The 26,440-nt window shown below is 34.2% G+C and carries 28 protein-coding genes; 19 read left to right on the top strand and 9 right to left on the bottom strand.

Features of this window, described 5'->3' with window-relative positions:
• The 6 genes from BUC23_RS16815 to dapF all read right to left on the bottom strand — a co-directional run.
• Positions 1-300: transposase (locus tag BUC23_RS16815; protein WP_139259969.1), on the bottom strand; the 300-nt coding region annotated here is incomplete at its 3' end.
• Positions 301-384: 84 nt separating this feature from the next.
• Positions 385-1,026, bottom strand: a complete 642-nt coding sequence (locus BUC23_RS16820) for a peptidoglycan-binding protein LysM (protein ID WP_073211758.1) — start codon at positions 1,024-1,026, stop codon at positions 385-387.
• Between the two features lie 97 nt (positions 1,027-1,123).
• Complete coding sequence (locus tag BUC23_RS16825; protein ID WP_244153858.1) at positions 1,124-2,044, bottom strand: DUF2279 domain-containing protein; 921 nt, start codon at positions 2,042-2,044, stop codon at positions 1,124-1,126.
• Between the two features lie 2 nt (positions 2,045-2,046).
• Positions 2,047-3,087: an endolytic transglycosylase MltG gene (mltG, locus tag BUC23_RS16830; protein ID WP_073211761.1), complete on the bottom strand. Its 1,041-nt coding sequence runs from the start codon at positions 3,085-3,087 to the stop codon at positions 2,047-2,049.
• Between the two features lie 18 nt (positions 3,088-3,105).
• Positions 3,106-3,657: a GNAT family N-acetyltransferase gene (locus tag BUC23_RS16835; RefSeq protein ID WP_073211764.1), complete on the bottom strand. Its 552-nt coding sequence runs from the start codon at positions 3,655-3,657 to the stop codon at positions 3,106-3,108.
• 1 nt (position 3,658) lies between these two features.
• Positions 3,659-4,441: a diaminopimelate epimerase gene (gene dapF / locus BUC23_RS16840; protein ID WP_073211767.1), complete on the bottom strand. Its 783-nt coding sequence runs from the start codon at positions 4,439-4,441 to the stop codon at positions 3,659-3,661.
• A 136-nt stretch (positions 4,442-4,577) separates the two neighbouring features.
• Here dapF and BUC23_RS16845 point away from each other — a divergent pair, with 136 nt between their 5' ends.
• Both BUC23_RS16845 and BUC23_RS16850 read left to right on the top strand, forming a co-directional pair.
• Positions 4,578-5,978, top strand: a complete 1,401-nt coding sequence (locus tag BUC23_RS16845) for a trypsin-like peptidase domain-containing protein (protein WP_073211770.1) — start codon at positions 4,578-4,580, stop codon at positions 5,976-5,978.
• Between the two features lie 158 nt (positions 5,979-6,136).
• Positions 6,137-7,585: a glyceraldehyde-3-phosphate dehydrogenase gene (locus BUC23_RS16850; RefSeq protein ID WP_073211773.1), complete on the top strand. Its 1,449-nt coding sequence runs from the start codon at positions 6,137-6,139 to the stop codon at positions 7,583-7,585.
• A 131-nt stretch (positions 7,586-7,716) separates the two neighbouring features.
• Here the strand turns inward: BUC23_RS16850 and BUC23_RS16855 are convergent, their stop codons facing one another.
• Complete coding sequence (locus BUC23_RS16855; protein ID WP_073211776.1) at positions 7,717-8,175, bottom strand: Lrp/AsnC family transcriptional regulator; 459 nt, start codon at positions 8,173-8,175, stop codon at positions 7,717-7,719.
• 201 nt (positions 8,176-8,376) lie between these two features.
• Here BUC23_RS16855 and ald point away from each other — a divergent pair, with 201 nt between their 5' ends.
• A complete protein-coding gene (gene ald, locus BUC23_RS16860) occupies positions 8,377-9,507 on the top strand; it encodes an alanine dehydrogenase (RefSeq protein ID WP_073211780.1) in 1,131 nt (376 codons plus the stop codon).
• Between the two features lie 276 nt (positions 9,508-9,783).
• Here ald and BUC23_RS16865 read toward each other — a convergent pair whose 3' ends face one another.
• Entirely contained in the window at positions 9,784-11,190 is a 1,407-nt protein-coding gene (locus BUC23_RS16865) for an APC family permease (RefSeq protein ID WP_073211783.1), read from the bottom strand.
• 401 nt (positions 11,191-11,591) lie between these two features.
• Here BUC23_RS16865 and BUC23_RS16875 point away from each other — a divergent pair, with 401 nt between their 5' ends.
• The 15 genes from BUC23_RS16875 (at position 11,592) to BUC23_RS16935 (ending at position 21,918) form a co-directional block, all read left to right on the top strand.
• Positions 11,592-11,960 carry a hypothetical protein gene (locus BUC23_RS16875; protein WP_073211790.1) on the top strand — a complete coding sequence of 123 codons (369 nt, stop codon included), beginning with the start codon at positions 11,592-11,594 and terminating at the stop codon, positions 11,958-11,960.
• Positions 11,961-12,166: 206 nt separating this feature from the next.
• Positions 12,167-12,679, top strand: a complete 513-nt coding sequence (locus BUC23_RS16880; RefSeq protein ID WP_167365606.1) for a DUF4145 domain-containing protein — start codon at positions 12,167-12,169, stop codon at positions 12,677-12,679.
• A gap of 170 nt (positions 12,680-12,849) precedes the next feature.
• Complete coding sequence (locus BUC23_RS16885; protein ID WP_073211794.1) at positions 12,850-13,044, top strand: hypothetical protein; 195 nt, start codon at positions 12,850-12,852, stop codon at positions 13,042-13,044.
• Complete coding sequence (locus BUC23_RS16890) at positions 13,044-13,529, top strand: J domain-containing protein (protein WP_073211797.1); 486 nt, start codon at positions 13,044-13,046, stop codon at positions 13,527-13,529. Before BUC23_RS16885 ends, BUC23_RS16890 begins: the two co-directional genes overlap by 1 nt.
• A 4-nt stretch (positions 13,530-13,533) precedes the next feature.
• Entirely contained in the window at positions 13,534-14,118 is a 585-nt protein-coding gene (locus tag BUC23_RS16895) for a hypothetical protein (RefSeq protein ID WP_073211801.1), read from the top strand.
• 90 nt (positions 14,119-14,208) lie between these two features.
• The gene (locus BUC23_RS17580; protein ID WP_167365607.1) at positions 14,209-14,349 is read left to right on the top strand and encodes a hypothetical protein; all 141 of its coding nucleotides are present in this window, start codon (positions 14,209-14,211) and stop codon (positions 14,347-14,349) included.
• A complete protein-coding gene (locus BUC23_RS16900; protein ID WP_073211803.1) occupies positions 14,342-15,202 on the top strand; it encodes an NAD(P)-dependent oxidoreductase in 861 nt (286 codons plus the stop codon). The genes BUC23_RS17580 and BUC23_RS16900 overlap by 8 nt, the downstream gene beginning before the upstream one ends.
• Positions 15,203-15,394: 192 nt before the next feature.
• Positions 15,395-16,693 carry a Xaa-Pro dipeptidase gene (locus tag BUC23_RS16905; RefSeq protein ID WP_073211825.1) on the top strand — a complete coding sequence of 433 codons (1,299 nt, stop codon included), beginning with the start codon at positions 15,395-15,397 and terminating at the stop codon, positions 16,691-16,693.
• Positions 16,694-16,797: 104 nt separating this feature from the next.
• The gene (locus BUC23_RS16910; protein WP_073211806.1) at positions 16,798-17,952 is read left to right on the top strand and encodes a helix-turn-helix domain-containing protein; all 1,155 of its coding nucleotides are present in this window, start codon (positions 16,798-16,800) and stop codon (positions 17,950-17,952) included.
• A 149-nt stretch (positions 17,953-18,101) separates the two neighbouring features.
• On the top strand, positions 18,102-19,157 hold the full coding sequence (locus tag BUC23_RS16915) for an alpha/beta hydrolase family protein (protein WP_084538391.1): 1,056 nt from the start codon (positions 18,102-18,104) through the stop codon (positions 19,155-19,157).
• 309 nt (positions 19,158-19,466) lie between these two features.
• Positions 19,467-19,643, top strand: a complete 177-nt coding sequence (locus BUC23_RS17585) for a hypothetical protein (protein ID WP_167365608.1) — start codon at positions 19,467-19,469, stop codon at positions 19,641-19,643.
• Positions 19,644-19,773: 130 nt separating this feature from the next.
• Positions 19,774-20,238, top strand: coding sequence for a hypothetical protein (locus BUC23_RS16920; protein ID WP_073211809.1), 465 nt, complete (start codon positions 19,774-19,776; stop codon positions 20,236-20,238).
• Positions 20,239-20,380: 142 nt separating this feature from the next.
• A complete protein-coding gene (locus BUC23_RS16925; protein ID WP_208609332.1) occupies positions 20,381-20,644 on the top strand; it encodes a hypothetical protein in 264 nt (87 codons plus the stop codon).
• Positions 20,645-20,812: 168 nt separating this feature from the next.
• A complete protein-coding gene (locus tag BUC23_RS16930) occupies positions 20,813-21,304 on the top strand; it encodes an RNA polymerase sigma factor (protein ID WP_073211811.1) in 492 nt (163 codons plus the stop codon).
• A gap of 2 nt (positions 21,305-21,306) precedes the next feature.
• On the top strand, positions 21,307-21,918 hold the full coding sequence (locus BUC23_RS16935; RefSeq protein WP_073211815.1) for a hypothetical protein: 612 nt from the start codon (positions 21,307-21,309) through the stop codon (positions 21,916-21,918).
• Positions 21,919-22,012: 94 nt separating this feature from the next.
• Here BUC23_RS16935 and BUC23_RS16940 read toward each other — a convergent pair whose 3' ends face one another.
• A complete protein-coding gene (locus BUC23_RS16940) occupies positions 22,013-22,240 on the bottom strand; it encodes a CDGSH iron-sulfur domain-containing protein (RefSeq protein ID WP_073211835.1) in 228 nt (75 codons plus the stop codon).
• 340 nt (positions 22,241-22,580) lie between these two features.
• On the opposite strand from BUC23_RS16940, the gene BUC23_RS16945 reads away from it, so the two are divergent.
• On the top strand, positions 22,581-26,440 hold a 3,860-nt coding region (locus BUC23_RS16945), incomplete at its 3' end, for an HYR domain-containing protein (RefSeq protein ID WP_073211819.1).

The following is a 26,440-nucleotide window of genomic DNA, read 5'->3' on the forward strand; positions in this document are numbered from 1 at the left end:
CCACTTAACAATAATAGCCGCGTCAGGAATGTTAAATTTTAAGCATGAATCTCTCAGGGATAGTAAATCCTTATCAATTGCTTTTAACACTTTCAATTTAAAACTAACAGAGTAACTCTGGTTCTTTCTTGGTAGCAAACCACTACATCCATATTGCCTATAAAATCCAACCCATTTACGAATATTAGATTCATCCGGACCTTTTTGCTTTGAAACATAATTACAAGAATAATGTTTTTCTAATACTAATTTGACGCATTCAAGCTTAAACGCATAATCATACTTGACTTTTCTTTCCATAAAAATACCCCCAAATAGTGTCTAACTTTTTGGGGGCAGTCTATTTCGACAGGTTTTTTTGTTTTCAATAATTAGTATTATTAATTATATGCTTTTAATTGTTGCGTTACTATCAGCAACTATAAATGAGGTATCGTATCCACCAAATGCTTTCATATAACTTTGGATTGAAGTACCATAAGCATCTCGGAAAAACCGCTTGCCTTTGTTTTTAAAATATTTTTTTACCGACCCTGGGCCGCCAAGATGCGCCGCAGCTAAAATTCCCGATTCTGTGACGTAGATTCCGTTAAGTAATGTTCCTGAATATTTTTCAATTTCTTTTTTTAACTCCCATTTATTTTGAGCTAGAAGCGCGATGAATGCTTTTTCCTGCATTTCTGGGCTGTTCAAAAATACGGTGCTATTGCGAACTCCTACCGACTTTAGCGTTTCTATACCAAATTGATATTTACCTAAATAACCCAGTGAATTGACTTTTTTGTATTTACTTTCAGATTCTCTGTAGCCGATCGCTTCTTTGAAACCAATAAAGAAATTGCCAGTAAAAGGGATATTCAAATTGGTGTAATCATTTTGTTTTTCAGATGGATATAAGTAGAGTGCTCCATCTTGTTCGTCAACTAGAAACCATGGGGTAGTCTCTAAATTAAAAGGCTTAAAACCGGAGCTTAAAAAAGCGATAATAAGGGTCAAACCAGTGTAAAAATACCATTTCTTTATCATAAATTGTTTTTCTTCAAAACGCTGTCCCGTTAAGAAATTTCTGCCTGCAAAGATACGATAAATTTAATTATACTGATAATCAGGTTGTTAAATTAAATTAAAAATAGATTAAGTGCCACTTAATACCGTTGAACTGCCTTATTTCAATCGTTGGCGCTGGAATTTTCACAGTATTTAAAATGGAAAAAATTATCCTCAAAAAATGGGAATTTGTTTTGATCTTAGTCAAATCAGCATCAAAACTCAAATAAAATTGTCTGACTCTTTGCTGATTTGAGATTGAATTTTGGGTATAATTTTCCATATTTCCGGTAATCATTCCATCGCCTCCGTAACCTAAAGCCAAATTTAACCATTTGGGAATTTTTGACTCTTTAGAAAAGGAATATAAATTGACCGAAAGCCAATAGGTTTGACCGTTATAATCCTTCAAGATTTGCTCAGTCAATGAGCTTCCAAAAACTTCTGGCCTTTGACTGGCATATCGCGTAGTATGAAAAGAAAATTTAGGAGTTATACGTTGTTCCTTCCATAGTAACTCTTGTGAAACATATAAAGACGTACCAGAAGCATTAGCAAGTATATCTCCAGAGGAAGCGCCCCATTCAGCGGAGAATCCATCAAAAACCTCAACAGCGGTCAAAAAAGCAAATCCTAAACCAGCTCCGTAAACCAATTGCTTTTTTTTGCTGGCTCCGCTCCAATTCAAGGCCTCCACACCTAGCCTGCCTAAATGATAGGAGGAAAACAGATGACCTGCTTTATCCATCTGAAGCCATTCCGAATTGTCATTTATAAAATGAAAATCAGATTTCGGATAGTCGGCATACCAAAGTTGATTTAAGCCTACTAGTGCTCCTGTTGCCAATACTGCTTCAGAAATAATTACGCCATTCTGCCTTTTAGTATTTAAAGAATCGGATGGTTTCAGGAAACTATCTATTTTATTTTGACTAAAAACAGGCTGAAATCCTATCAAAAAGAAAATGAGCAAACGCCAACCCTTTTTAAATTCCAAAACTACCTTTTTACACCTTGAGTGTTTATCCAATCAGAATATTTTTTGGCGTTTTTATTATGCTCTTCCAAAGTAGCTGCAAATTCATGGTATCCAAAACGATCCACACTTGCACAGAAATAGATATAATTATTCTTTTCCGGATTTAAAACTGCTTCTAATGCCGTAATATCCGGCATAGCAATAGGTCCCGGAGGAAGTCCGATATTCATATAGGTATTGTAAGGAGAAGACATCGTCAAATCGTTATAAAATACTCTTTTGATCACTTGATCAAAATCGTTAGACTTCTTTTTTATGGCATAAATCACCGTTGGATCAGCTTGCAGCGGCATTTGTAATCTTAAACGATTTAAATAAACACCTGCAATTCTGGGTCTTTCATCTTTTTTTACAGATTCTTTATGCACAATCGAAGCTAGAATAGTTGCCTCAATTGGAGTTAATCCCTGTTTTGCAGCTTTAGCCACTCGTTCTTTGTTCCAAAAATTACGGTATTCTTTAATCATTTTATCTCGGAATTTTTCAGCCGAGGTATTCCAGTACAGTTCATAAGTATTAGGAATGAACATCGCCAAAACATTTTCCTCGGTAAAACCATTTTCTTTCAAAAAGATGGAATCTTTAAAAGACTTTAGTAACGATAAGCTGTCGGCTTCAATTTGGGAACCTACTCTGCCAGCAAAATTCTCTAATCGTTCTTGATTATTAAAGGCCAGATTTACGGGAACATTACTTCTCAAAGACTTCACTAAATTATAGCTGTTCATTCCTTTTGTAAGTAAAAACCGTCCAGGTTTTACATTTTCTGCGTAATTCCTTTTTTCAGCAACCATTTCAAAACGATTCATATTTTCAATATAAGGCGCAATTATTTTTTTGACGTCTTCATAATTAGAATCCGTTGGCACATAAACATACACTTGATTCTCCGAAAATTTTGTATTGTCTGAAAAAATCTGACGTACTAAAATAAATCCGTAAATGATTAATCCTGTTATTAAAACAACAGATATGATCGTTATAATTTTTTTTAAATTCAAAATACTTGTTTTTTAAAATTACTGCGACAGTTCGCTGACGCTCGCGTGATTAATTAATTGAAAAATAGCTTCATCTTTATAAACACCATTAACTAAATTCCATTCTTTTTTTATTCCAATGCTTTGAAAGCCAAATTTACTAAAAAGAGCTTTACTAGCTTCATTTTCGGTACCAATATTTGCATACAATTGATGTAAATTAAGATGACGAAAGGCGTATTGTATCAGTAGTTCTAAAGCTTCCGAACCAATATTCTGTTTCCGGTTTTCATTCCCTTGGATTACAATCCCAACCCCTGCCCGATTATTCTTTGGATCAAAATCAAACAAATCGATTAATCCCAGAGCCGGAAAATCCTGATCCTGACAAATCGCCAGTCGCAATTGTTTGGCTTCATAAATATCCTGATGCGCATTTTCTAAATACTGCTTTACCAAAAAACGGCTGTAAGGCGTATGCGTATTGCTCACTTCCCAAATACTTTGGTCGTTTTCAATTGCATATATAAATTCTAAATCATTTGGCTCTAATGCACGAATGTAGATATTCTCACCTTTTAATGTTATCATTTTATATTTCTATAGTTCCCTTAAAAACAAATTCCGCTGGTCCTTTCAAGAAAACATTGGTAAACTTCCCGTCTTTTTCATCAAAAGAAACAACTAGCTTTCCGCCTTCGACATTCAAATCTATCGAGCTCGCTTTCGTTTCGCCTAATACATTCATTGCGATTGCTACTGCCGTTGCGCCGGTTCCACAAGCCAAAGTTTCATCTTCTACACCTCTTTCGTACGTACGAAGTGAAAAGGTAGTTTCATCTATTTTTTTAACGAAATTGATATTGCTTCCTTGTTTTCCATACAATTCTCCATAACGAATACTAGCTCCGTTTTCTTTGACATTATAATGCTCTAAATCCTCAACCAATTGAATATGATGAGGCGAACCTGTATTCATAAACACATAATCAGGGGTGATTTTCACTTCTGGAACATCAATCATCTGCAAAGAAACTATTCCGTTTTCCGCAACTGAGGCGTGATGCAAACCGTCTGTCGCTATAAAAGTAGTATTATCTTTAATCACGTGCAGCTTTTTGGCGAAAGCCACTAAACAACGACCGCCATTACCACACATCGAACTTTGATTCCCATCTGAGTTGTAATACACCATTTTGAAATCAGTTTCGATGTCGTTTTCCAATAAAATAAGTCCGTCTCCTCCTATCCCAAAACGCCTGTCACATAAACGAGCAATGAGTTGAATGTTGTCTTTTGGAAAAAAATTAGAACGATTATCAATCATCACAAAATCATTTCCGGTTCCTTGGTATTTATAAAATTCTATTTGCATTTTATTTTAATTGTGTTATACAAAAGTACAAACTATTAATGATATGTTAATCATTGTTAAAGAGCGTTAAACTGCTTTTAAAAAAAATATTTTAACGCTATTTTTACTCTAAAATAATTTAAAACTGTATTGTAATATGAAACGATTTTCAACCTTATTTCTAGTGTCATTGTTGAGCGGCGCCACTACATTGGGCGCATACAAGTTATTATTTGACAATAACGGGTATTTTTCTAAAAGTAACAACCCAGTTGTGACACTTGCTTCAGACTCAAATAGCAGAAATGTTGGATTATCCGCCGAGAATGTCGATTTTACCGAAGCTGCAGAAAAAACGATTCACACTGTGGTGCATGTGAAAAACGTCTCCCGAAAAACAGTCACCAACCCCATGCTAGAATATTTTTACGGATACAAAGGAGGAGAAACCCAGGAACAAGTAGGAACGGGATCTGGTGTCATTATTTCTGAAGACGGCTATATCGTCACTAACAATCACGTAATAAAAGATGCCTCGGAAATTGAAATCACATTAAATAATAAACAATCCTATAAAGCAAAACTCATTGGAACCGATTCAAAAATGGACATTGCCTTATTAAAAATTGATGCCAATGAGAAGCTTCCTTATACGGCTTTCGCCAATTCTGATTCGGTGAAAATTGGCGAGTGGGTTCTGGCGGTAGGAAATCCGTATAACTTAACTTCTACTGTTACCGCAGGGATTGTTTCGGCCAAAGCAAGGAATTTAGATACCAGCGGGATCCAATCCTTCATACAAACTGATGCTGCAGTAAATCCAGGAAACAGCGGTGGTGCTTTAGTAAATACGCGAGGGGAACTAATTGGTATCAATACTATGATTTCTTCGATGACAGGTTCTTATGTTGGTTATTCTTTTGCGGTTCCATCCAATATTGCCCGAAAAATAATTGAAGACATTATGGAATTCGGGAATGTTCAAAGAGGAATTCTGGGCGTTGAAGGAGGCGAATTGAATGCAACTGCATCCAAAGAATTAGGAATTGCAGAAACACAAGGTTTTTATATCAATGGCATAACTAAAAACTCAGGAGCCGAAAAATCCGGCCTTGAAAAAGGAGATATTATTATAAAACTCGACAATCAAAATGTAGCTACTTATGCGGATCTTTCAGGTTATATCAATACAAAGAGACCAAATGACAAAGTTCAGGTGACTTTTATCAGAGATGGAAAAAACAGAGTTCTCCCAGTTGTATTAAGCAAAAATGAATTTTTTAGTACGGAGTTTAAAGGAATGGAACTGGAAAATATCAATGCTACCGACAAAAAGAAATATAATTTAGATTATGGAGTTAAAATTAAATCGATAACCAATGATAATCTAAAGCAATATGAAAACGAGCTTAAAGGAAATATAATTCTGAGTATTGATAATGAAAAAGCAAAAGACGTTGAAACGGTTTCTAAACTTTTAAATAAAAAAGAGGAGAGCCAAAGTGTACGAATTGAAATGATCAATAAAGGCGGACAACTGCTACAGATTATTATCTAAATATTTTCAAAATCAATTTTCACAACCATCTTGCCAAAACAAGATGGTTTTTTTTATTTCGAAAATAAATGACAAAATAGTTTACGAAATCGATTGAAATAGGTATTTTTGCGCCAAATTTAAAAAAATAACTACTTAATTTTTACAAATTTTCAACTATGAGCAACACAACTTTGTACCAAAAAGAAGTTTCATTTCAAGTCGACAGACGACGTGCAGGTGTCGAATTAATCAAAATTATAAGCGACTTGTGGTACGACAAATCCATAGAAATGGTTTTGTTTAAAAATCAATTACTGGATAAAAACGTAAATGAGATCATCAACTTGCATCAATATGCAGGTGAATTTGTGGGAAAACCAATTACCGTTTTCGATTCGGTTGAAATTGCCAGAGTGATTTTAGAATTGGATTTACCTCCTTCCAAATTGGACATTGGTAAACTTACTTATGAATATCGTTTAGAAGATGAAAAATATCCTGATGCAAGACATTTTGTAATCGACAAATTAAAAGGAGCCAAATCATCAGAAGAAATTCAACCGAAAGACGTGATTCTTTATGGTTTTGGTAGAATTGGACGTTTATTGGCTAGAGAATTAATGTCAAAAACTGGAAAAGGAAACCAATTGCGATTGAGAGCCATTGTAACCAGAGATAAAAATGACGCTACAAGTCTGGAGAAAAGAGCTTCGCTATTGCGCTACGACTCTATTCACGGTGATTTTCAAGGTTCAGTAACAGCTGATCCTGAAAACAACGCATTGATCATCAACGGGACAACCGTTCATGTCATCACAGCAAATTCACCGGAGGAAATTGACTATACTTTATATGAAATTGATAACGCTTTAGTTATTGACAACACGGGTGCTTTCACCACTCATGAAGCATTAAGCAGACATTTAACTTCGAAAGGAGTTGAAAAAGTATTGCTTACGGCTCCAGGAAAAGGGGTGCCAAATATCGTTCACGGTGTAAACCAAAACGAATACAATCCTGATGAAATAAATATCTTTTCGGCAGCATCTTGCACCACAAATGCAATTACACCAATTTTGAAAGCGGTAGAAGATACTTTGGGAGTTGTAAAAGGACATTTAGAAACGATTCATGCTTATACCAACGACCAGAATTTAGTGGATAATATGCACAACAAATACCGTCGTGGTAGAGCTGCTGCACTAAATATGGTAATTACTGAAACAGGTGCAGGAAGTGCTGTTGCAAAAGCATTGCCATCGTTAGAAGGAAAATTAACTTCGAATGCGATCCGGGTTCCAGTTCCTAACGGTTCACTTGTTGTTTTAAATCTTGAAGTATCGAGAGAAACATCCGTTCAGGAAATCAATGCTATTATGAAAAAATATGCATTGGAAGGCGAATTGGTAGAACAAATAAAATATTCATTGAATAACGAGTTGGTTTCTTCGGATATTGTAGGTACATCAGCACCTTCAATTTATGACAGCAACGCAACAATCGTTTCCAAAGACGGAAAGAATATAGTTTTGTACATTTGGTATGACAACGAATATGGCTATAGCCATCAAGTTATTAGACTGGCAAAATATATTGCTAAAGTAAGACGTTTCACGTACTACTAGTAGTTAATTTAGAAAGCCTTTCTAGTTTTTTTTTTAGTTTTTTTTAGATCAAAATTCGTCTCGTTTGCAAGAACTTGGCGAATTTTTTTGTTTTAAAAAAGATTGAAATTTCACACTGAGATATGGAAATTCTAAATTGGCAAAACGGTTGTGCTCTTCACTTCCGAAATAACAAAAAAAGTATTGATTAAGGAAACCTCGGGTAAAATGGATAATTTTTTTTGGTGAAAATGATGGTAACTTTCCATGTCCGGCAATACGATTTTAAGCATATAATCAAAACTTCCTGAAACGAAATTACATTCGACCACTTCCGGGAAATTCAATATCGATTGATTAAAGCCTTCGGAGATATCATAATTCTGTTTAATTAGCGTCACCTGACAATAAACAGTAAGGTTTATTCCTAATTTTTTCTTATTTAAAACAGACACATATTTCTCTATAATCCCCTCTTTTTCAAGTCGTTTCACCCGATCATGAACCGGCGTAAGCGATAGATTTATTTTGTTGGCAATGTCTTTTAGGGTCATGTGCGCATCTTCCTGAAGAAGACGTAAGATTTTTTTGTCGGTTGCGTCTAAAATCATGATTTATTTCGATTATTTAAAGGTGAAATATCAGATATTTTTTCTTTTTAGAAAGATAAAAAAATAATATTCAGAAAAATTTACTGTAAAAATAACAAATAAAATGAATATTCTCTTAATTTAATATCAGGCGCACTAATATTTTCTTTATGCATTATTTTTGTTGTAGAAATAGTCTATAAATCAATTATACCCAAACATATGATAATCGGAATCCCAAAAGAAATCAAAAATAATGAAAATCGTGTAGCACTTACGCCTGCAGGTGTAGCTGAATTCAAAAAACACGGACATATCGTTTACGTTCAAGCATCTGCTGGAGAAAACAGTGGTTTTAGTGATAAAGCCTATGCGGAAGCTGGAGCTGAATTATTGCCAACAATTGAAGACGTTTACAGCATTGCTGAAATGATAATCAAAGTAAAAGAGCCTATAGCTTCTGAATATCCTTTGATCAAAAAAGACCAATTATTGTTTACCTATTTTCACTTTGCTTCTTCTGAGCCATTAACATATGCTATGATTGAGCGTGAAGCAGTTTGTTTAGCTTACGAAACTGTTGAAAAAGCAGACCTTAGTTTGCCTCTATTAGTACCAATGTCGGAAGTGGCAGGACGTATGTCAATTCAAGAAGGTGCTAAATATTTAGAGAAACCATTGAAAGGAAAAGGAATTCTTTTAGGTGGTGTTCCGGGAGTTCCTCCTGCTAAAGTTTTAGTTTTAGGTGGTGGAATCGTAGGAACGCAAGCAGCTAAAATGGCTGCTGGTTTTGGTGCTCAAGTAACTATTATGGATGTAAGTTTAGCGCGTTTGCGTTACTTATCTGATGTAATGCCTGCTAATGTGACTACAGTAATGTCAAACCATTACAACATCGTTGAAGCAATTACTACCGCTGATTTAGTTATTGGTGCAGTATTGATTCCAGGTGCAAAAGCGCCACATTTAATCACTCGTGATATGTTGAAATTAATGGCTCCGGGAACTGTAGTAGTTGACGTAGCGGTTGATCAAGGTGGATGTATCGAAACATGTACCCCTACAACTCACGAAGATCCAACATTCATCATTGATGATATCGTTCACTATTGTGTAGCGAATATGCCAGGTGCCGTTCCTTATACTTCTACTTTAGCGTTGACTAATGCTACTTTACCTTATGCATTGCAATTAGCAAACAAAGGATGGAGAAAAGCATGTGAAGATAATGAAGAATTAAGAAAAGGATTGAACGTAGCGAACGGTAAAATCGTTTACAGAGGAGTTGCTGACGCTTGGGGATTACCTTTTAACGAAGTAGAATCTGTATTGAATGATTTAGCTACAGCTTAATTAATTCGAAAGAATAAAGAAACAAGTTCCCACTTGTTACTATAAATAGAAAATCCGTCCCGTTATTAAAACGAGACGGATTTTTTTATAGGTAAACTTTTATAGGACACAGATGACACGGATCAAACAAATTTTCACTGATTTTTTTAAGTTATAAAACTTGTCAATCAAATTTCAATCCGCCATCCAATTACTGAAAACTGCGACTGATCACTGACCACTGAAAACTGAACACTGAACACTGATCACTGAACACTGAACACTGACCACTGCAAACTACTCTTTCGCTTTAGTCAGGTAATAAATCGGAATTCCAATCAGCATAATCAAAACACCCCAACCACTTGTGCTTGTTTTTGTGTATAACAACGCCAAACAAATGGCACTTGCAATAACAATATATAGTCCCGGTAAAAACGGATATCCAAAAGCTTTATATGGTCTTTCCGCATTTGGCATTTTCTTGCGAAGAATAAATATTCCTAAGATAGTCAAGATGTAAAATATCAAAACGATGATTACCACAAAATCCAATAAATCCCCATATTTTCCTGTCAGACACAAAGCCGAAGCCCAAAAACACTGCATCCAGATAGACCATGCCGGAACACTCGCTTTATTCAATTCGGCAGCTTTCTTGAAGAAAACACCGTCTTGCGCCATCGTATAATAGACTCTGGCACCCGCCATAATCAATCCATTGTTACAGGCAAAAGTCGAAATCATAATCATTACAGCAATAATCAAAGTACCAACGGATCCAAAGATAACCTGCGAAGCGACAACCGCCACACGATCAGACTCAGCCGTGGCAATACCCTGCAAAGGCACAACAGCCAAATACATCACATTTGCCAAAATATAAATAACACTAACAATTAAGGTTCCTAAGAACAAACTCAATCCCACGTTGCGTTTTGGATTTTTAATTTCACCTGCAATAAAAGTCACCCCTTCCCAAGCCACACTCGAGAACAAAGAACCCACTAAAGCTGCCGAAATTGCCGAAATCAATGTTGTCCCGCTTATTGGCATCCAAGATCCCGTAGCCACATCCATAGATTGCGAAGCCCAGGCATTAGTCCAGTTGGCATCCCACACTTCCGCTTTGGCGGCCATGAAACCAAAAATAATCAAACCTGCCAAAGACAGAATTTTGATTACAGTAAGAACAGTCTGTAAGATCTTAGAGTTTTTCACCCCACGGCTATTGATGTAACTCAATAAAATAATGGTAATAATAGAAACAATCTGAGCGGCATTGAGTTTGAAATCGCCTATCTCATACAAAATATTTTTATCGCTTAAAGGCGCATACAAATAAGCGGCAAATTTAGCAAAAGCCACACCCACGGCAGCAATTGTCCCCGTTTGAATCACCGCAAAGAAACTCCAACCGTACAAGAAACCCACCAGTTTCCCGTACGCTTCCTTGATATACACATATTGCCCTCCGGCTTTAGGAAACATAGCACTCAATTCACCGTAACTCACGGCAGCAATCACAGTAATGACGCCCGTAAGCACCCACATGGCAATCAACCAACCGGCTGAACCTAACTGCCGAACCATATCCGAGCTTACAATAAATATCCCGGAACCTATCATAGACCCAACCACAAGCATGGTTCCGTCGAGTAATCCTAATTCTCTTTTAAAATCTTCTGGTTTTTGGTCTTCCATATATTGGGTTTTTGGTTTTTAGTTGGCTAAAGATATACTTTTTTTGGAAATTTCAGAAAATGGAACCGAAAATGACAAACTCGTTTTTTGTTTTGGGCGTGCCCTTACGTAAAAACTCCAGGTCGGGCTGTTCGCTGTATCTTTATTTTCTTAAAAAAGAAAAATAAAGGATGCCGCTTCCATCCCTCACGCACACCCGAAATAACAATAGCATTTATTCCTTTCAAGAAAATTTGTAAGAAAAATTTAATATATTTGAGAAAATATAGAACGAAACAAATCTTCGCCAAGCCAGCCATATTTGTGTGCATATGCGAAGGTTTGTTTCGCCTATATATTAGTTATCGGTAAGACCTCCAAAATTGAGGAGAAAAAATTAATATCCTAAAATAAATATTCAAATGACAATACAAGATTTACAAAAAAAAATTGATGAAATTGCAACTTATGAAAACATCGACCAACAAGAAATTATTAATGGAATAATGGCTAATTTAGAAATTAAATACAAAAAAGCTAATTATTCAGAAGAAGACAAAAAATTAATTGAAGAACTAAAAACAAAAATCTTAACTAAACTTTATAGTTTACCTGAACATAAAAAGCTCATTAATCATATGACAAAATTTGACGAGCTTTTTGGCCTTGATAAGTTAGAATTTAAACTATTGAATAATGCTTTTAACGAATTAGAAGCGGAAGGTGATGTATATTCTCTTGAATATGAAATTGGATTAAAAGAACAAGGTATACGAAAAACTAGAAAATAAATTATTGAGAAAATCTCAAAATAACCAAAATTGTAAGATTTTAAAATATAGATTTTAAAATTCACTAAAGAAATAAATAATGTCAAATATTAATACGATAAATGGATCTCAAACGATAAACGGAAATCCTGACAAATGTCCATTTTGTCATAATAAAATAACTCCCGTTAATATATGGTTATAGAAATTCCGATGGTTTTGATGCCTTGCAAGTTTGCCCAAACGCAAAATGTAAAAAAACCTTTATTGCATATTATTATCAAAGTGGAAGTTCAATACATTATGATGACAGAACAACTCAAGGAGAATTAATTGGTAAAGAATTTAGCGAAACTATAAATAGCATATCTGATGGATTTGTAACAATTTATAATCAAGCTTTTTCAGCTGAACAACAAAATTTAACTGAAATTTGCGGCGTGGGATATCGAAAAGCGTTAGAATTTCTGATTAAAGATTATTTAATAAAGAACAACCCAGAGCTAACTGAAAAAGTAGAAAAAAAATTATTAGGCGCTTGTATTGCGGAATACATAGATGATTCAAGAATAAAATCTGTAGCAAAAAGAGCTGTTTGGCTTGGAAATGATGAAACACATTATATTAGGAAATGGGAAGGTAGAAATTTAGCTGATTTAAAAAAACTAATTGAATTAACTGTTCATTGGATTGAAATGGAATTTCTTACAATGAGCTTTGAAATCGAAATGCCTGAATAAAGTCCTACCGCTAAACGCCATTTAGCGAGATTGTGGGTTTAGTGGAATTGCCGTTTTTAATGACGTATACGTTCATCCGAAAGAATTCGTTTTCAAAAGTCCACAACCTCGCAAAGGGCATAACGTTATGCGATATTTTGCCGAAAAACCAACGAAAACCGAAATAATATATGAAAACTACAATTAAAATAGTATTAACAATTATAATTCTTATTGTCGCAATTCCAATTTTTGATGTCATTGAAAACACACCTGTTGTTAAACTTATTCTTTTTGCTGGAATTATTGGTGGTGTAACAGCAATTTGGAAATCTAAACCCGAAGATAATGAGAAAGATAATCATCATTTAGACAAAACAAATTAATGTTTAAAGACTATTATCAAATATTAGATATTCCACAAAATTCTTCTCAAAGGGAAATAAAAATTGCATTCAAAAAGCAGGCGATTCTTTGGCATCCTGATAAGAATCCTGAAATAGACACAACTGAACAGATGCAAAATATTAATGAAGCTTTCTTAATTTTAAAAGATATAGATGCAAGAGAAAGATATGATATTGAATATAGTTTGTACATAAGTTCAATAAATAATCAAGAGAAAAATGAACATTTCACTCATAAAAAAAATAATAGTTCCGAAGAATACGTCGTAAATGATGATATTTTAAATAATTGGATGAATAATGCAAAAAAACAATCTGTTGACTTAGCAAAACAAACAATCGAGGATTTTAAAAAAATTGCGAAAGATGGTGTAAATGGAGCAAAAAAAGGGATTATTAATCAGATAATTGGTACTATATTATTTTTTATAATTATTTCACTTATTAGAGCTTGTAAAAATTAGCTAAATGAAAAAATTAATTTCAATTGTAATTTTAGTATTTAATCTTTTAAATTGCAACTCACAAAATTACAGCTCAATAGCATATGGAAAAAATGGCATTATTAGCATTCCATCTGATTGGAAAATTTACAGCGAAGAATGGAATAACGAAATAACGAAAAAATCTGGATTTAATGAGTCTGAAAAGAAGACTATTTTGAGAACTAGTGATTATCTAAACTCAACAATTTATTTAAAACTTTCAACTAAAATATTATCCGATTTAGTAACGAAAGAAGAATTAATGAGTAATGATTTTTTAAATTTATTAAATGATGATTTACTTCAAACTACACAATTAATTAAGTCTAAAAATAATATTATAAAAGAAACTATTAAGGCAAAGACTGTAAATTTCGGAAGCGGAAATGGCGGTGTTATAAGTTATACATATCTAAATGATAGAGGTAAAACTAGAAAAACATTAATTTATACTATTATAAAAGGAAAAAAATTTTATAATTTGACTACATCTTGGGAAATTGAAAAGAATATTGAATGCGAGAAAATAATTAATAAAATCAAAGATAACTTGATATTTAGTGATTAAAAAAACATCGTACAACCGCCATTTTGAGCTAGCTGGAATTTAGTGGAATTACCGTTTTCTGTAAACTGACAAAATAAAGATAATAAAAACATGAGTATTTCTGAAAGATTATTTGAAACAGCAATTCAAGATTTGAATCCCGATCGCGCTGATATGCCACAATCGTTAGTGCAGTTTTACAAACTATGCCCAATGAGCAAACAATATAAACAACACAAAAATTATGAGTAAATTAAAATTAGGATGGATCGGTCTTGGCAATATGGGAAATCCAATGGTTATGAACCTACTCAAAGCAGGTTTTGAAGTATCAGTTTTCAATCGTACCAAAGATAAGGAAGCGCCATTACTAACAGCCGGAGCAAAAGCAGCAAGCAGTTTGCAGGAACTAATGGAAACTTGTGACGTAGTTTTGACGATGCTGTCCAACGACGCAGCGGTCAAAGAAGTTTTTGAGGGATCAACAGGTCTATTGTCTACAGAATATTCGGGTAAAACCATCATCAATATGAGCACGGTCTCCCCGGAAACGTCCCGCTATTTAAACACTATTTGCAACCAACATAACGTGCATTTCATAGATGCTCCCGTTTCTGGAAGTGTAAAACCGGCACAAGACGGAACGCTGGTCATTCTTGTAGGAGCTTCAACTGAAGACTTCGAAGCGACCAAACCAATATTTGATGTTTTGGGTAAAATAGCCATTCACGTAGGAGAACCGGGCGTAGCAAGTTCAGCTAAATTAGCCATCAATTATTTATTGGGATTAAATCTTCAAGGATTAGCCGAAACAGTTTTATTTGCCGAGAAAAATGGCGTGAGCAAAGAAGACATGCTCAACATTATCAATCAAGGCGCCTGCGGTAACGGAATTACGAATATCAAAACACCTTCCATTCTAAACGACTCGTATCCTGCGGCATTTGCGTTGAAACATCTGGTCAAAGATTTAAGGCTCGCCAAAGAAGCCGGACTAGATTCCCCTTTGATTCATCCGTTGTATGACAGTTATGCAGCAGCAGAAAAAGAAGGACTAGGCGATCAAGATGTTATGGCAATAATCAGCAGTTTAAAAAACAAATAAAATCTGGAATTTTTCTGGAAACTATTACATCGTTTCCATTCCCACTGGCGCTCGTTTGCAACGAGTGCCAATTTTAATTTAAAGTACAATCGCTGCGTTTGCAACGTGATTACTCAAGCTTTAAGAATTGCTCAAAGTCGGGAGACTTCGTCTGCTAGCACTTTAACGTTCCCTAACTCAAAAGTTCAAACAATGAAAAAAATTCTACTTTCCATTTCGTTCCTCTTAATTGCAGCGGGCAATGCTTCCTTTGCTCAATCAAAAATCAAAGCTATCAAAGCCGGAAAAATGATTGATGTTTTAAGCGGAAAAGTTCTCACAAATCAAATAATATTGATTGATAGCACTACGATTATTGCAATTGGAAGCGATATTGCAATTCCCAAAAATGCAACAATCATAGACCTGAGTAATGCAACGGTATTACCGGGATTAATGGATTGTCATACTCATTTAACTTTTGAGCCAGGAGATAATTATTACGAAGATATCTTCAGAAAAACTCCAATTGATTATGCCATACTTGCTCCCATTTATGCAAAGCGAACATTATATGCAGGTTTCACAATGGTTCGTGATGCCGGAGCCGGACAACTTATTGATGTTTCGTTGCGCAATGCAATAAATAAAGGTTTAATTGAAGGACCTCGCATGTTGGTGGCGACCTTTGCACTTGGCGCAACAGGAGGTCACACTGATTTAACCGGTTTCAATCCAAACATCGATTGGAAGGATAATAAAGATTTCACCGGAGTTGCCGATGGTGTGGATGAAATCCGCAAACGGGTTCGCAACAATATTAAATGGGGCGCCGACTGGATTAAGTTTATGGCATCGGGCGGTGTACTTAGTGAAGAAGAAACTCCCGGACTGCCGCAGTATTCGTTTGAAGAAATGAAAGCGCTTTGTGATGAAGCTCATTTATGGAATAGAAAAGTTTTTGCCCATGCACACGGCACCGAAGCAATCAAACTGGCTGTGAAAGCAGGCGTTTCATCGATTGAACATGGCAGTTTAATAGATGCCGAAGGAATACAATTGATGAAGGACAAAGGTGTGTATCTTGTTGCAGATATTTATGATGACGATTACATTCTTTCTGAATATTCCAAGAAAGGTTATCCCGAAAAAATAATGAACAAGGAACGAATTATTGGAAAAACTCAGCGAGAAAATTTTCAAAAGGCAGCTAAAGCAGGAGTTAAAATTGCTTATGGAACCGATGCCGGTGTTTACCCTCACGGATGGAATGGAAAACAATTTTATTACATGGTAAAATTTGGATTAACTCCTATGCAGGCAATTCAATCAGCAACTATTAATGCCGCTGATTTATTAGACTGGAAAGACAGAACGGGCTCTATCACCATAGGAAAACTTGCCGACATCATTGCAGTTGAAAACAACCCGATTGACAACATTACCATTCTTGAACATGTAAAATTTGTGATGAAAGACGGAACAGTTTACAAAAACGAATTCATTAAATAATATTACGAGTGATTGATCTTGCAATTCTAAACACTCCACAAAAATTTATTAAGTTTGTCCTGCCCGAGGCCTCCTAAATTTTCGCTAATACACAAAAAAACGAAATGGATAAAACCAATATTTTAAATACGATTACATTAATCACCATTTTTGTCATGTTACTTCTAGCCTTTTTTTTGCTGTCCGTAAAGGCGAAAAATAAACTTTCCAACAGGCTTTTTGCTGGTTTTCTGCTACTCACCACATTCGATTTGACCAGTTTTTTAACCGGCAGTTATTTTGAAACTAATTTAAATTTTGAAATTTTTAGAATGACCATCAGTTTGCTGATAATGCCTGTTTTCTATTTGTATGTAAAATCTGTTTGTTATTCTGATTTTCGATTAAAGTCCAAACATTTGCTATTGTTAATCCCTTTTGTGGTGGCGAATTTAGTATTTATCCCTCGGTTTTATTTGGCAACTGCAACGGAAAGCATTTCTATTTATGAGCAGTTTAAGCAAATGCCTGAAATACGTTTTTTTTATATTTTGGCAGAGCTGCAATATGCTTTTTATATTATTTTGGTTTTTATAATTTTAAAAAAATACAAAGAAATTTATCTAGAAAATTATACCAATGCGAATAACTCATCGTACAAATGGTTGTTTCAAATGACGGTATTTTTTTTAATTGCCCACTGCATTGTTCTTTTTAAATCGCTGATACGATATACTGATTATAATGTATTATTTAATTCGTCAAATGCAATTATTGGAGCTATTGCACTACTTATAAGTTGCTGGTTTGTCCTAAAAGCGTTAAATAATCCCGAACTTTTTAAAGGTGTAGATTCTAATATGCTGTTGGTAAATGAAGCGCTACATACGAAAGGTTCTGCAAAAGCAAAAGAACCATCCGAAACTCCAAAATCAGCAGAAATCGCTTTGCAAATCGAATTGGTGAAAAAGCATGTTATAGAAAATGAACCGTATCTGGAACCTTCATTAACCATACAAGAATTAGCGAAACAAGTTAGCATTCCTGTTCGTGATTTATCCGTGTTGATCAATCATCACATGAATCAACATTTTTTTGATTTTGTAAATGAATTTCGAATACAAAAAGCCATGCAAATTTTAAAAGATGCTTCAAAAAGTAAACATACTATTTTAGAAATCCTTTACGAAGTCGGATTTAATTCGAAATCATCTTTTAATACTGCTTTCAAAAAACACACCAATCAAACCCCTACAGAATTCAGAAAGGCTTCATTATAAAGGCTTTGTAAAAAGTCGAACGTTGTTTCAATAAAGTCGAACCCATTTCATCTCTTCAAATTGGTTCGACTTTTTTCATTCGGTCGCCCATGTTAAACTTCTGATGCAATTTTGTTTCAAATTAATACTAACAATTAAAATTTGAAATTATGAAAATTACATCCTTATTTATTTTAATCCTTTTGCCTTTTTTATGTTTAGCACAATTAAAAGAAAATGATTCTGACCTGAAAAGTCAAATTTCTGAAGAAAAATATGTCTTAATAAACGGCATCGAACAATGGGTTACCATAAAAGGAAATAGTTCAAAACCTATTATATTGTTCATCCATGGAGGACCAGGCAGCCCGATAAGCCCTTACGTTGACGTTATATACAAAGATTTAGAAAAGGATTTTATCGTAGTTCAGTGGGATCAACGAGGAACTGCAAGAACGTATGGCCACAACTCCCCACCAGAAGAATTAACTGCCGAATATTTGAAAGCTAATCCTTTAACATTAGAACAAATGACTAACGATGGAATTGAAGTGGCAAAATATCTTTTGAAACATTTAGGAAAACAAAAAATCATACTTACAGGCACATCTTGGGGTTCTGCACTTTCAGTAAAAATAGCCACAAAGAAGCCAGACCTTTTTTATGCTTATGTGGGACATTCACAAATTGTCAATCCTTCTATCGATACCGATTTTTACAATAAAATTTATAAAATTGCCGTGGACAGAAATGACAACGAGGCTGTAGAAATACTAAACACAATAGGAAAGCCGCCGTACAACAGAGCAAAAAATGTAGGGTTGTTATTTAGAATTTTAAAAAAATATGAAAGAGCAAATTCAACACCTGCTCCAAACAATTGGTTTGTCCTTTCTCCTGCTTATGACAATGCTATTGACAATAAAAACAGAGAAGATGGAGACGATTATTCGTTTGTAAATTATGTTGGCGATGATAAATTGGGAGTTCAATCAATGATTTCAACCATTAATTTAATGAAGGATAATTTAGATTTTAAAATTCCTGTATATTTTATACAAGGCAATGAAGATATTATGACACCAAAAGAAAATTCAAAACACTATTTTGATAAAATTAAAGCACCTAAAAAAGAATATTATTTGTTGCCAAAAGCAGCTCACGGTTTTAATCAATCAGTCGTAAATGCGCAATATAAAATATTTAAGAGCATAAACGTTATCTAAATCAGAAAGCAAAAAAATCAAGGATTTCATAAAGTTTCCAGACCTTATACCCGCAATGACAATTAATTACCTATAACTCACAATTAAAAACGACTACAAAAAGCTATGTTTTGCAGTCGTTTTTTTATCCTATATTGGTTAACATTAATTTATAGGCCTCTTTTAGAGGCTTAAATAACGGGTTGACAGCAGACAGGCTTTATGCAGTTGAATTTGTTTCGCTTATAGAAGTTTTGCGTTATAGTGCAATAAGCCAACTAATTGTAACATTTTATAAAATTTAGACACTAATTATTAAAACAAGAAAAAATGAAAAAAAGAAATTCCCTAATTCTACTTTCAAGTGGAATGTTTGTAATCGCAATTTCACAGATTCTTTCTCATTTTGTAGAATTACCCGATTTAGCTAAAGGTTTATTTATAGGAATTGGAATTGGTATGTTACTATTGGCAATAATTTTTGGCAATCGTAAAACCGCTCAATAAAATTGAGTTTAAATTCAAAGTGATGAGATAAAATTAAATCCTGCACTATTTAAACAAGCGAAAAATAATGTGGAACCAATTTTGAAAATTACTGAAAAGAAAGATTGAAAGATTCAAATAATACAAACACATGGAATATATTAAAATTGCAAAAACACCCACTATTAACAATGACAAAAAAGTCTATGAAAACTATAGTAGCTTTGAAGAATTAGTTGCTGAACTGGAAAAAAAAGAAATACCAGTTGAAATAATTAATTTCATCAATCTTGAAATTGAATCAATTAATTCTTTTTCAGGGTCAGCTGTTGAGCTATCAAAAAGAATAAAGAAAGCACAGTCAGGTATCATAAAAAGACTTGGAAAAGACCTTAAATTGGTTCCTAAAAATTATTACCGAAGTATTTGGTTAACGCTTGGAATGTCTGCATTCGGTATACCAATAGGATTAGGAATAGGATTAAGTCTGGGCAATCTGGCATTTTTAGGGATAGGTTTACCTATAGGGATGGGAATTGGAGTTGCAATAGGAACTATCATGGATAAAAAGGCAATGAATACTGGTAAACAACTTGATTTTGAAATGAAATATTAAATTTAAGAAGCCATATTAAGAAGTTATGACCTCTCACTAAAAACGACTACAAAAAGTAATGTTTTGCGGTCGTTTTTTTATGCTACATTTGATTATAGTTAATTCAGCGTTAAACCTGGAATTAATAAAAACATTTATGATTATGGAGAGTAAAAGACTTGTCATTATTGTACTCATAGTAGCATTCCTATTACTTATCCCGTTAATTGCGATGCAGTTTACAGGGGAAGTGAATTGGACTTTATCCGATTTTATTGTCGCCGGTGTCTTGCTGCTCGGGACGGGTCTTATGCTTGATCTTGTAATGAAGAAAGTAAAGAAAACGCCAGTTCGAATTACCTTTATCATGATTATACTGGTAATTCTCCTTGTCATTTGGGCAGAGCTCGCTGTTGGCATCTTTTAATTTCGTTAAGCACCTCAACGGTTAATGCACAACTCTTTGCCCGCAATCATCCTAACGGGCGGAGTTTTAAAAAAAAAATAGAACCAGTAATTTTTTTTTCTTCAAAGTGTGATTTTTTGATAACATAGTACACTAATCAAGTATCGGAAACATAATCGTAAATTACTAGTGGATAAAAAAGAAACATTTATAGCAGCCATAAAAGAGAATGAAGGCTTTATTTTCAAAATCGCGTCTGTTTATACCAATAATACAGATGACAAGAATGATTTAGTTCAGGAAATCATTTACCAACTTTGGAAATCCTTTGACTCTTTTAATCAAAAATCAAGCTTAAGTACTTGGATGTACCGAATTGCTTTGAATGTTGCCATTTATCAACTCAAAGTGTCAAAAAAAAGAGTTTTGACCATTCCGATAGACGGGCAAGTTTTGGATTATCACGAAAATGACAATAGCACAACGGAAGAGAAATGGCAAGTATTCAGACAGCAAATTGACAACCTAAATTTACTTGACAAGGGAATCGTAATGCTTTATCTAGATAATAAAAGTTATGATGAAATTGCAGAAATTATTGGAATTTCACCTAGCAATGTTGGAACAAAACTTTCACGAATTAAAGAAAAATTAAAGACACAAATCTTCAAAAAACAGTAATCATGGAACTAGACGAATTAAAAAACACTTGGGATAATTCAAATAATCCACCTGAGCAACAACAGCTTATAACAATTAAAATGATTGACCAAATGACACAAAAAAAATACCATTCGAAAATTAAAAAAATAGCATATCCCGAGATTATAGGCGTAATCATTTGTCTAATAAGTGCATTCTTCATCGGTATTTATTTCTACAAATTAGACACCACATTTTTGCAAGGCGCAGGTATTATGTCCATTTTACTATTAGTGACACTTTCAATAGTTAGTTTTTTAAGTCTTCGACAATTAAACATTCCCGTAGATGTAAACAGACCTTACGCAGCAACGCTGAAAATATTTGCTACTCAAAAATTGCAATTTTTCAAATTGCAGAAAATAAATGCCGTTTTAAGCTACTTGCTTCTGGTATCAATTCTAATTTTGATGTCCAAATTTTACAACGGGAGAGCTATTTCAGAGATCAAATATTTTTGGATTTACTCCTTTAGTTTTGGTTATTTATTTTTGCTGTTTTACTCCAAGTGGGTGGCTAAATATTACAAGAAAACACTACAACAAACCGAAGAATTATTGGAGGACTTACAACAGTATTCTATGAATAATTAGGCAGTTTTAATGCAGTAACATACAGACCAAAAAAAGAAAAAGCTAAATCCGTTACGATTTAGCTTTTCTTATTTAATTAAATTAGAAAACGATATTACTTCGTTTTCACTGGTGGTAAATCAAATGCGGCTGATTCGTGCTCAAAACCATCGCGGTGTGAACCATCACAAAAAGGCTTATTGGTTGATAATCCACAACGACAAAGACCCAAAGCAGTTCTTCCTTCTAATCCGTATGTTTTTCCTTCGCAGTCTGTTATTTCGAAATCGCCTTCTATTTTTATAGATCCGTTGCGATTGATTGTTAGTTTTGTCTTACTCATAATGCCTTTTATTTTTTTAGAGTTCAAAGATTGCAAAATATATCCTGACAGTTTAGAAATAGTATTTTTTTTATGTTGCAAAAGACTAATTTACATTAATTCTATATTATGTAAAATGTCAACTGATAAAATGACTAAAATCTAATATTAAATATTATGTATAATTCATCTGAAGTATCTTCTACAGACGAATAATTGCTAATTATCAGGACATATAACTCCATTTTAATGATAAATAAATCGTTAAATTTAGAAAAATATAACAAATCCTTAAATAAATAATAATATCTTAACATTAGAGGTTATACATTTGGCGCTTAAACCAAAACCATAATAACAAATGAAACAATTTTACCAAATTCGCCGTTTTTTGGCCTTTTTAAGTATTTTTTGTTGCGTTACTGGATCCTTAGTTGCCCAAGGGACATCTGCAGTACCACAAAACATACCTTATGCACAAGATTTTTCTACTTTGATCCCCAGTTCAACTACTTATCCTGCGGGATTCCAAGGTTGGATCGCAAGTGCAGCTCCTGGAAGTTCCTACAATACAAGCGCAACTTTGGGTGCTGACAAAGCATTATTAGCTGGTAGTTCAGCTTCAACGACAACTGGTGGCTTTCATAATTACAATGGAAAAATCGGTTTCTTAAATAGCGGATCTTTAGATTTAACCCTCGGATTAGTCATCAATACACTTGGTAAATCTGCTATCGAAGTACAATTTGACGCCATGGTTATTCGTAATCCTTATGATATTCCGCCTGCTGTTGCCAATACAAGAATAAACGAAATGGTTTTGCAATATAGAGTAGGAAATACATCCGTGTTCAACACATTGCCTTCTACTTCCTACCTAAGTAACACTGTAAAGCAAACAACTTCAGGAGTTACTGCACCTTTAAATCCAATTACAATCAAAGTAATTTTACCCGCTGAATGTAACAATCAAGAAATAGTGCAATTAAGATGGATATCTAAACAAAATTCTGGAGGTGGCTCACGTCCTTCTTTTGCCATTGATAATATCAGAATCCAAAATGATATTACCCCACCTATAAATGTGGCCGGATTTCCTAAAATCGACAATATCCTTTCGGATGGGTTTGATTTCTCTTCGCAAATAAATGAAATTGGTAAAACCTATTTTGTTGTATTAGCGGCTGGAAGTCTAAAACCAAGTCCTGCTCAAATAATTGCCGGGCTAGATTCAAATGGAAATACAGCTCTTCAAGCTGACTTTTTCGAAGTTACAAATGAAAATAGCGTATATACAAAAAATATCACGGACTTATCTTTAGGTACCGACTATGAAGTTTATTCTATTTCGAAAGATGCTTTTGGAAACATCCAAACAGAAGGGAATCAAATTAATGTTAGAACTTCCAGTGTTTTAACTCCTAAATTATTGCCAACTATCAATACGCTTAATTTCGGTTTTTCGGAACAAAATTTTGATTCAAAAACATTGAGTTATCAATTGCAATATGCAAATCTTACTGATGTAGTTACGCTTACTGCACAAGGAAATTTTAGCATTTCTAAAAATCAGAACGATAATTTTCAATCTTCTTTGACTTTTGAATCTGCTGACTTAAATGCTAACAACGCCATGACGGTTTATATACGATTTACGCCTAATGGACTTGGTGCTTTTTTGGGATCGATTATTCATCAATCTGTCGGAGCCGCTACCAAAACAGTACTTTTATCAGGAACAGGAATCAATCCTTACATTCAAAATTTTAATGATGTAAATGTATTAACCAATAGTGGATGGAAAGCTTATAGCGTAAGTGGAGACAAACTTAAATGGGCTAGCACAAGCACTCGTTTTAACAGTTCTCCAGCTGCAGTACTAATGAATGGATATGCAGAAACCGGAGCAAGCAAAGACTGGTTGATTTCGCCAAGTTTACGTTTAGACAGCTTTGATAAATTTCCATTATTGTCATTTTACGCCCGTAAATTCTATGCCGGTACCAATTTGAAATTAATGGTATCTACAGATTATGATGGTTTAAGTAATCCTGAACTGGCAACATGGACCGCTCTGGAAGGTGATTTCCCAACTACAACTGGAGCCTTCAAACAATCGAAATACATCAATTTAGAAACCTATAAAACAAACCATACTTATGTTGCATGGGTGTATGAAACACCAACTAATGGCGGAGACAACTCGGCTGAATGGACCATTGATGATGTTAGCATTACTAATGAAGCTACATTTTTGGCTTCAAACCCAAATTTAAATTTTGGAGAAGTAAGTCCAAATACCATTTCTGACAGTCAATCTTTTATTTTCATGGCTGGAGGTTTTGGAGATGTTTCAATCCAAGCTCCTTTAGATTATCAATTAGCTGTTGACAATGTAAATTTTGCTTCAAACGTAGTTATTTCACAAATTGAAGCACTTGCGGGAAAAACAATATATGCGCGTTTTGCACCTACTACTAAAGCCTTAAACCTTTCAGGTTCATTGACAATAACTGCACCTGGACTAAAGCAGGAAATAGGCTTCTTTACTGGTTCTTCTTTGCCAAAAACAGAAACTTTTGATATTGTCAGTTACAATTTAGAATTTTTTGGAAGTAACGTTGTTGGTTCTACTGGTAGTGAATTTGGACCAATCGATGATGCCTTGCAAATTGAAAACGTTGCAAAGGTTATGAATAAACTAAATGCGGATGTTTATGTAGTTCAAGAAGTTTCTGACGAGCCTTCGTTAGACCTATTGATTCAAAAAATAAGTATCAATGGAAAAACATTTGACAAAAGCGTTTCTCCCGCGTGGTCCTATTCATTTGCTCCGGCAGATCCACTTTTTCCAAATCAAAAACTGGTAGTGCTTTATAATACTCAAACTACCAAAGTGAACAAAACACGTGTTATGTTTAGCGATTTATATGATAATATTCGCGCCGGAAAAACAACATTACCTAATTATCCAAGCAGCAGTTCAAGCTTTTTTGCTTCAGGACGTTTGCCTTATTTAGTTAATGTTGAAACTAACATTAATGGAGTAAAAAAAGAAATAAACCTTATTGATCTTCACGGTCGTGCCAATAGCGGAACCGATATTTCAAAATACAACATGCGTAAATACGATGCTGAATTTTTAAAAGACAGTTTAGATGTAGAGTTTCCAAATGCGAATTTTATGATTTTAGGAGATTATAATGATGATGTGGATGTATCTGTTATTAGTCCTAATCCTTCTTCCTATCAAAAAATGGTCGAAGACACTAATCGCTACAATGCATTAACATTAGGTATCAGTAAAGCAGGTGCATATAGCTACTTAGCTTCTGGTGGGTTTTTAGATCATATTATTATATCAAATGAATTAACAGATCAATATGTACCAAATTCAGTTGCTGTTTATGATCCAAGATTAGATATTGCTAATTACGTAAATACAACATCTGACCATGGACCGGTAATTGCCCGTTTTGAACTTAAAAAGAAGGAACAAACCATCGATTTCCCATCAATTACTGTAAGTGAAACCGTTACTACTTATCATTTAACAGCAACTGCAACATCTGGTTTAAATGTTATTTACGGCAGTTCTGACGAGACTGTTGCCAAAATAAGTAACAATAGATTTCAAATTATTGGAGCAGGTACCGTTACCATTACGGCAACTCAATCAGGAAATGAGTATTATTCGGCCGCTGCTAATACTACTCAGTCCATTATTATAACTGATACTATTTTACCGGTTATCTCAACATTAGCAAATATTACACAAAACAATGACAATGGATTATGTGGTGCAATAGTAAATTTTGTAGCTCCAACAGGAACAGATAATTTCTCAGGTGCTTCTACAATTCAAATTATTGGATTACCATCAGGAACTGAATATCCATTAGGAACTACAACTAACACTTTCCAAGTAACAGATGCTTCTGGAAATACTGCAACGACTACATTTACTGTAACGGTGACTGATACAGAATTACCTAAAATTCCAACATTAGCTAATAGTACTCAAAGTAATGATGCAGGTAAATGTGGTGCTATTGTTACATATACTACACCAGTAGGAACCGATAATTGTTCAGGTGCGACCACTTTACAAATTGCAGGATTACCATCAGGCGCTGAATATCCGTTAGGAACTACAACTAATACTTTTCAAGTAACAGATGCTTCTGGAAATACGGCAACTACTACATTTACTGTAACAAT

This window comes from Flavobacterium xinjiangense (genome assembly GCF_900142885.1).
Classification (GTDB): domain Bacteria; phylum Bacteroidota; class Bacteroidia; order Flavobacteriales; family Flavobacteriaceae; genus Flavobacterium; species Flavobacterium xinjiangense.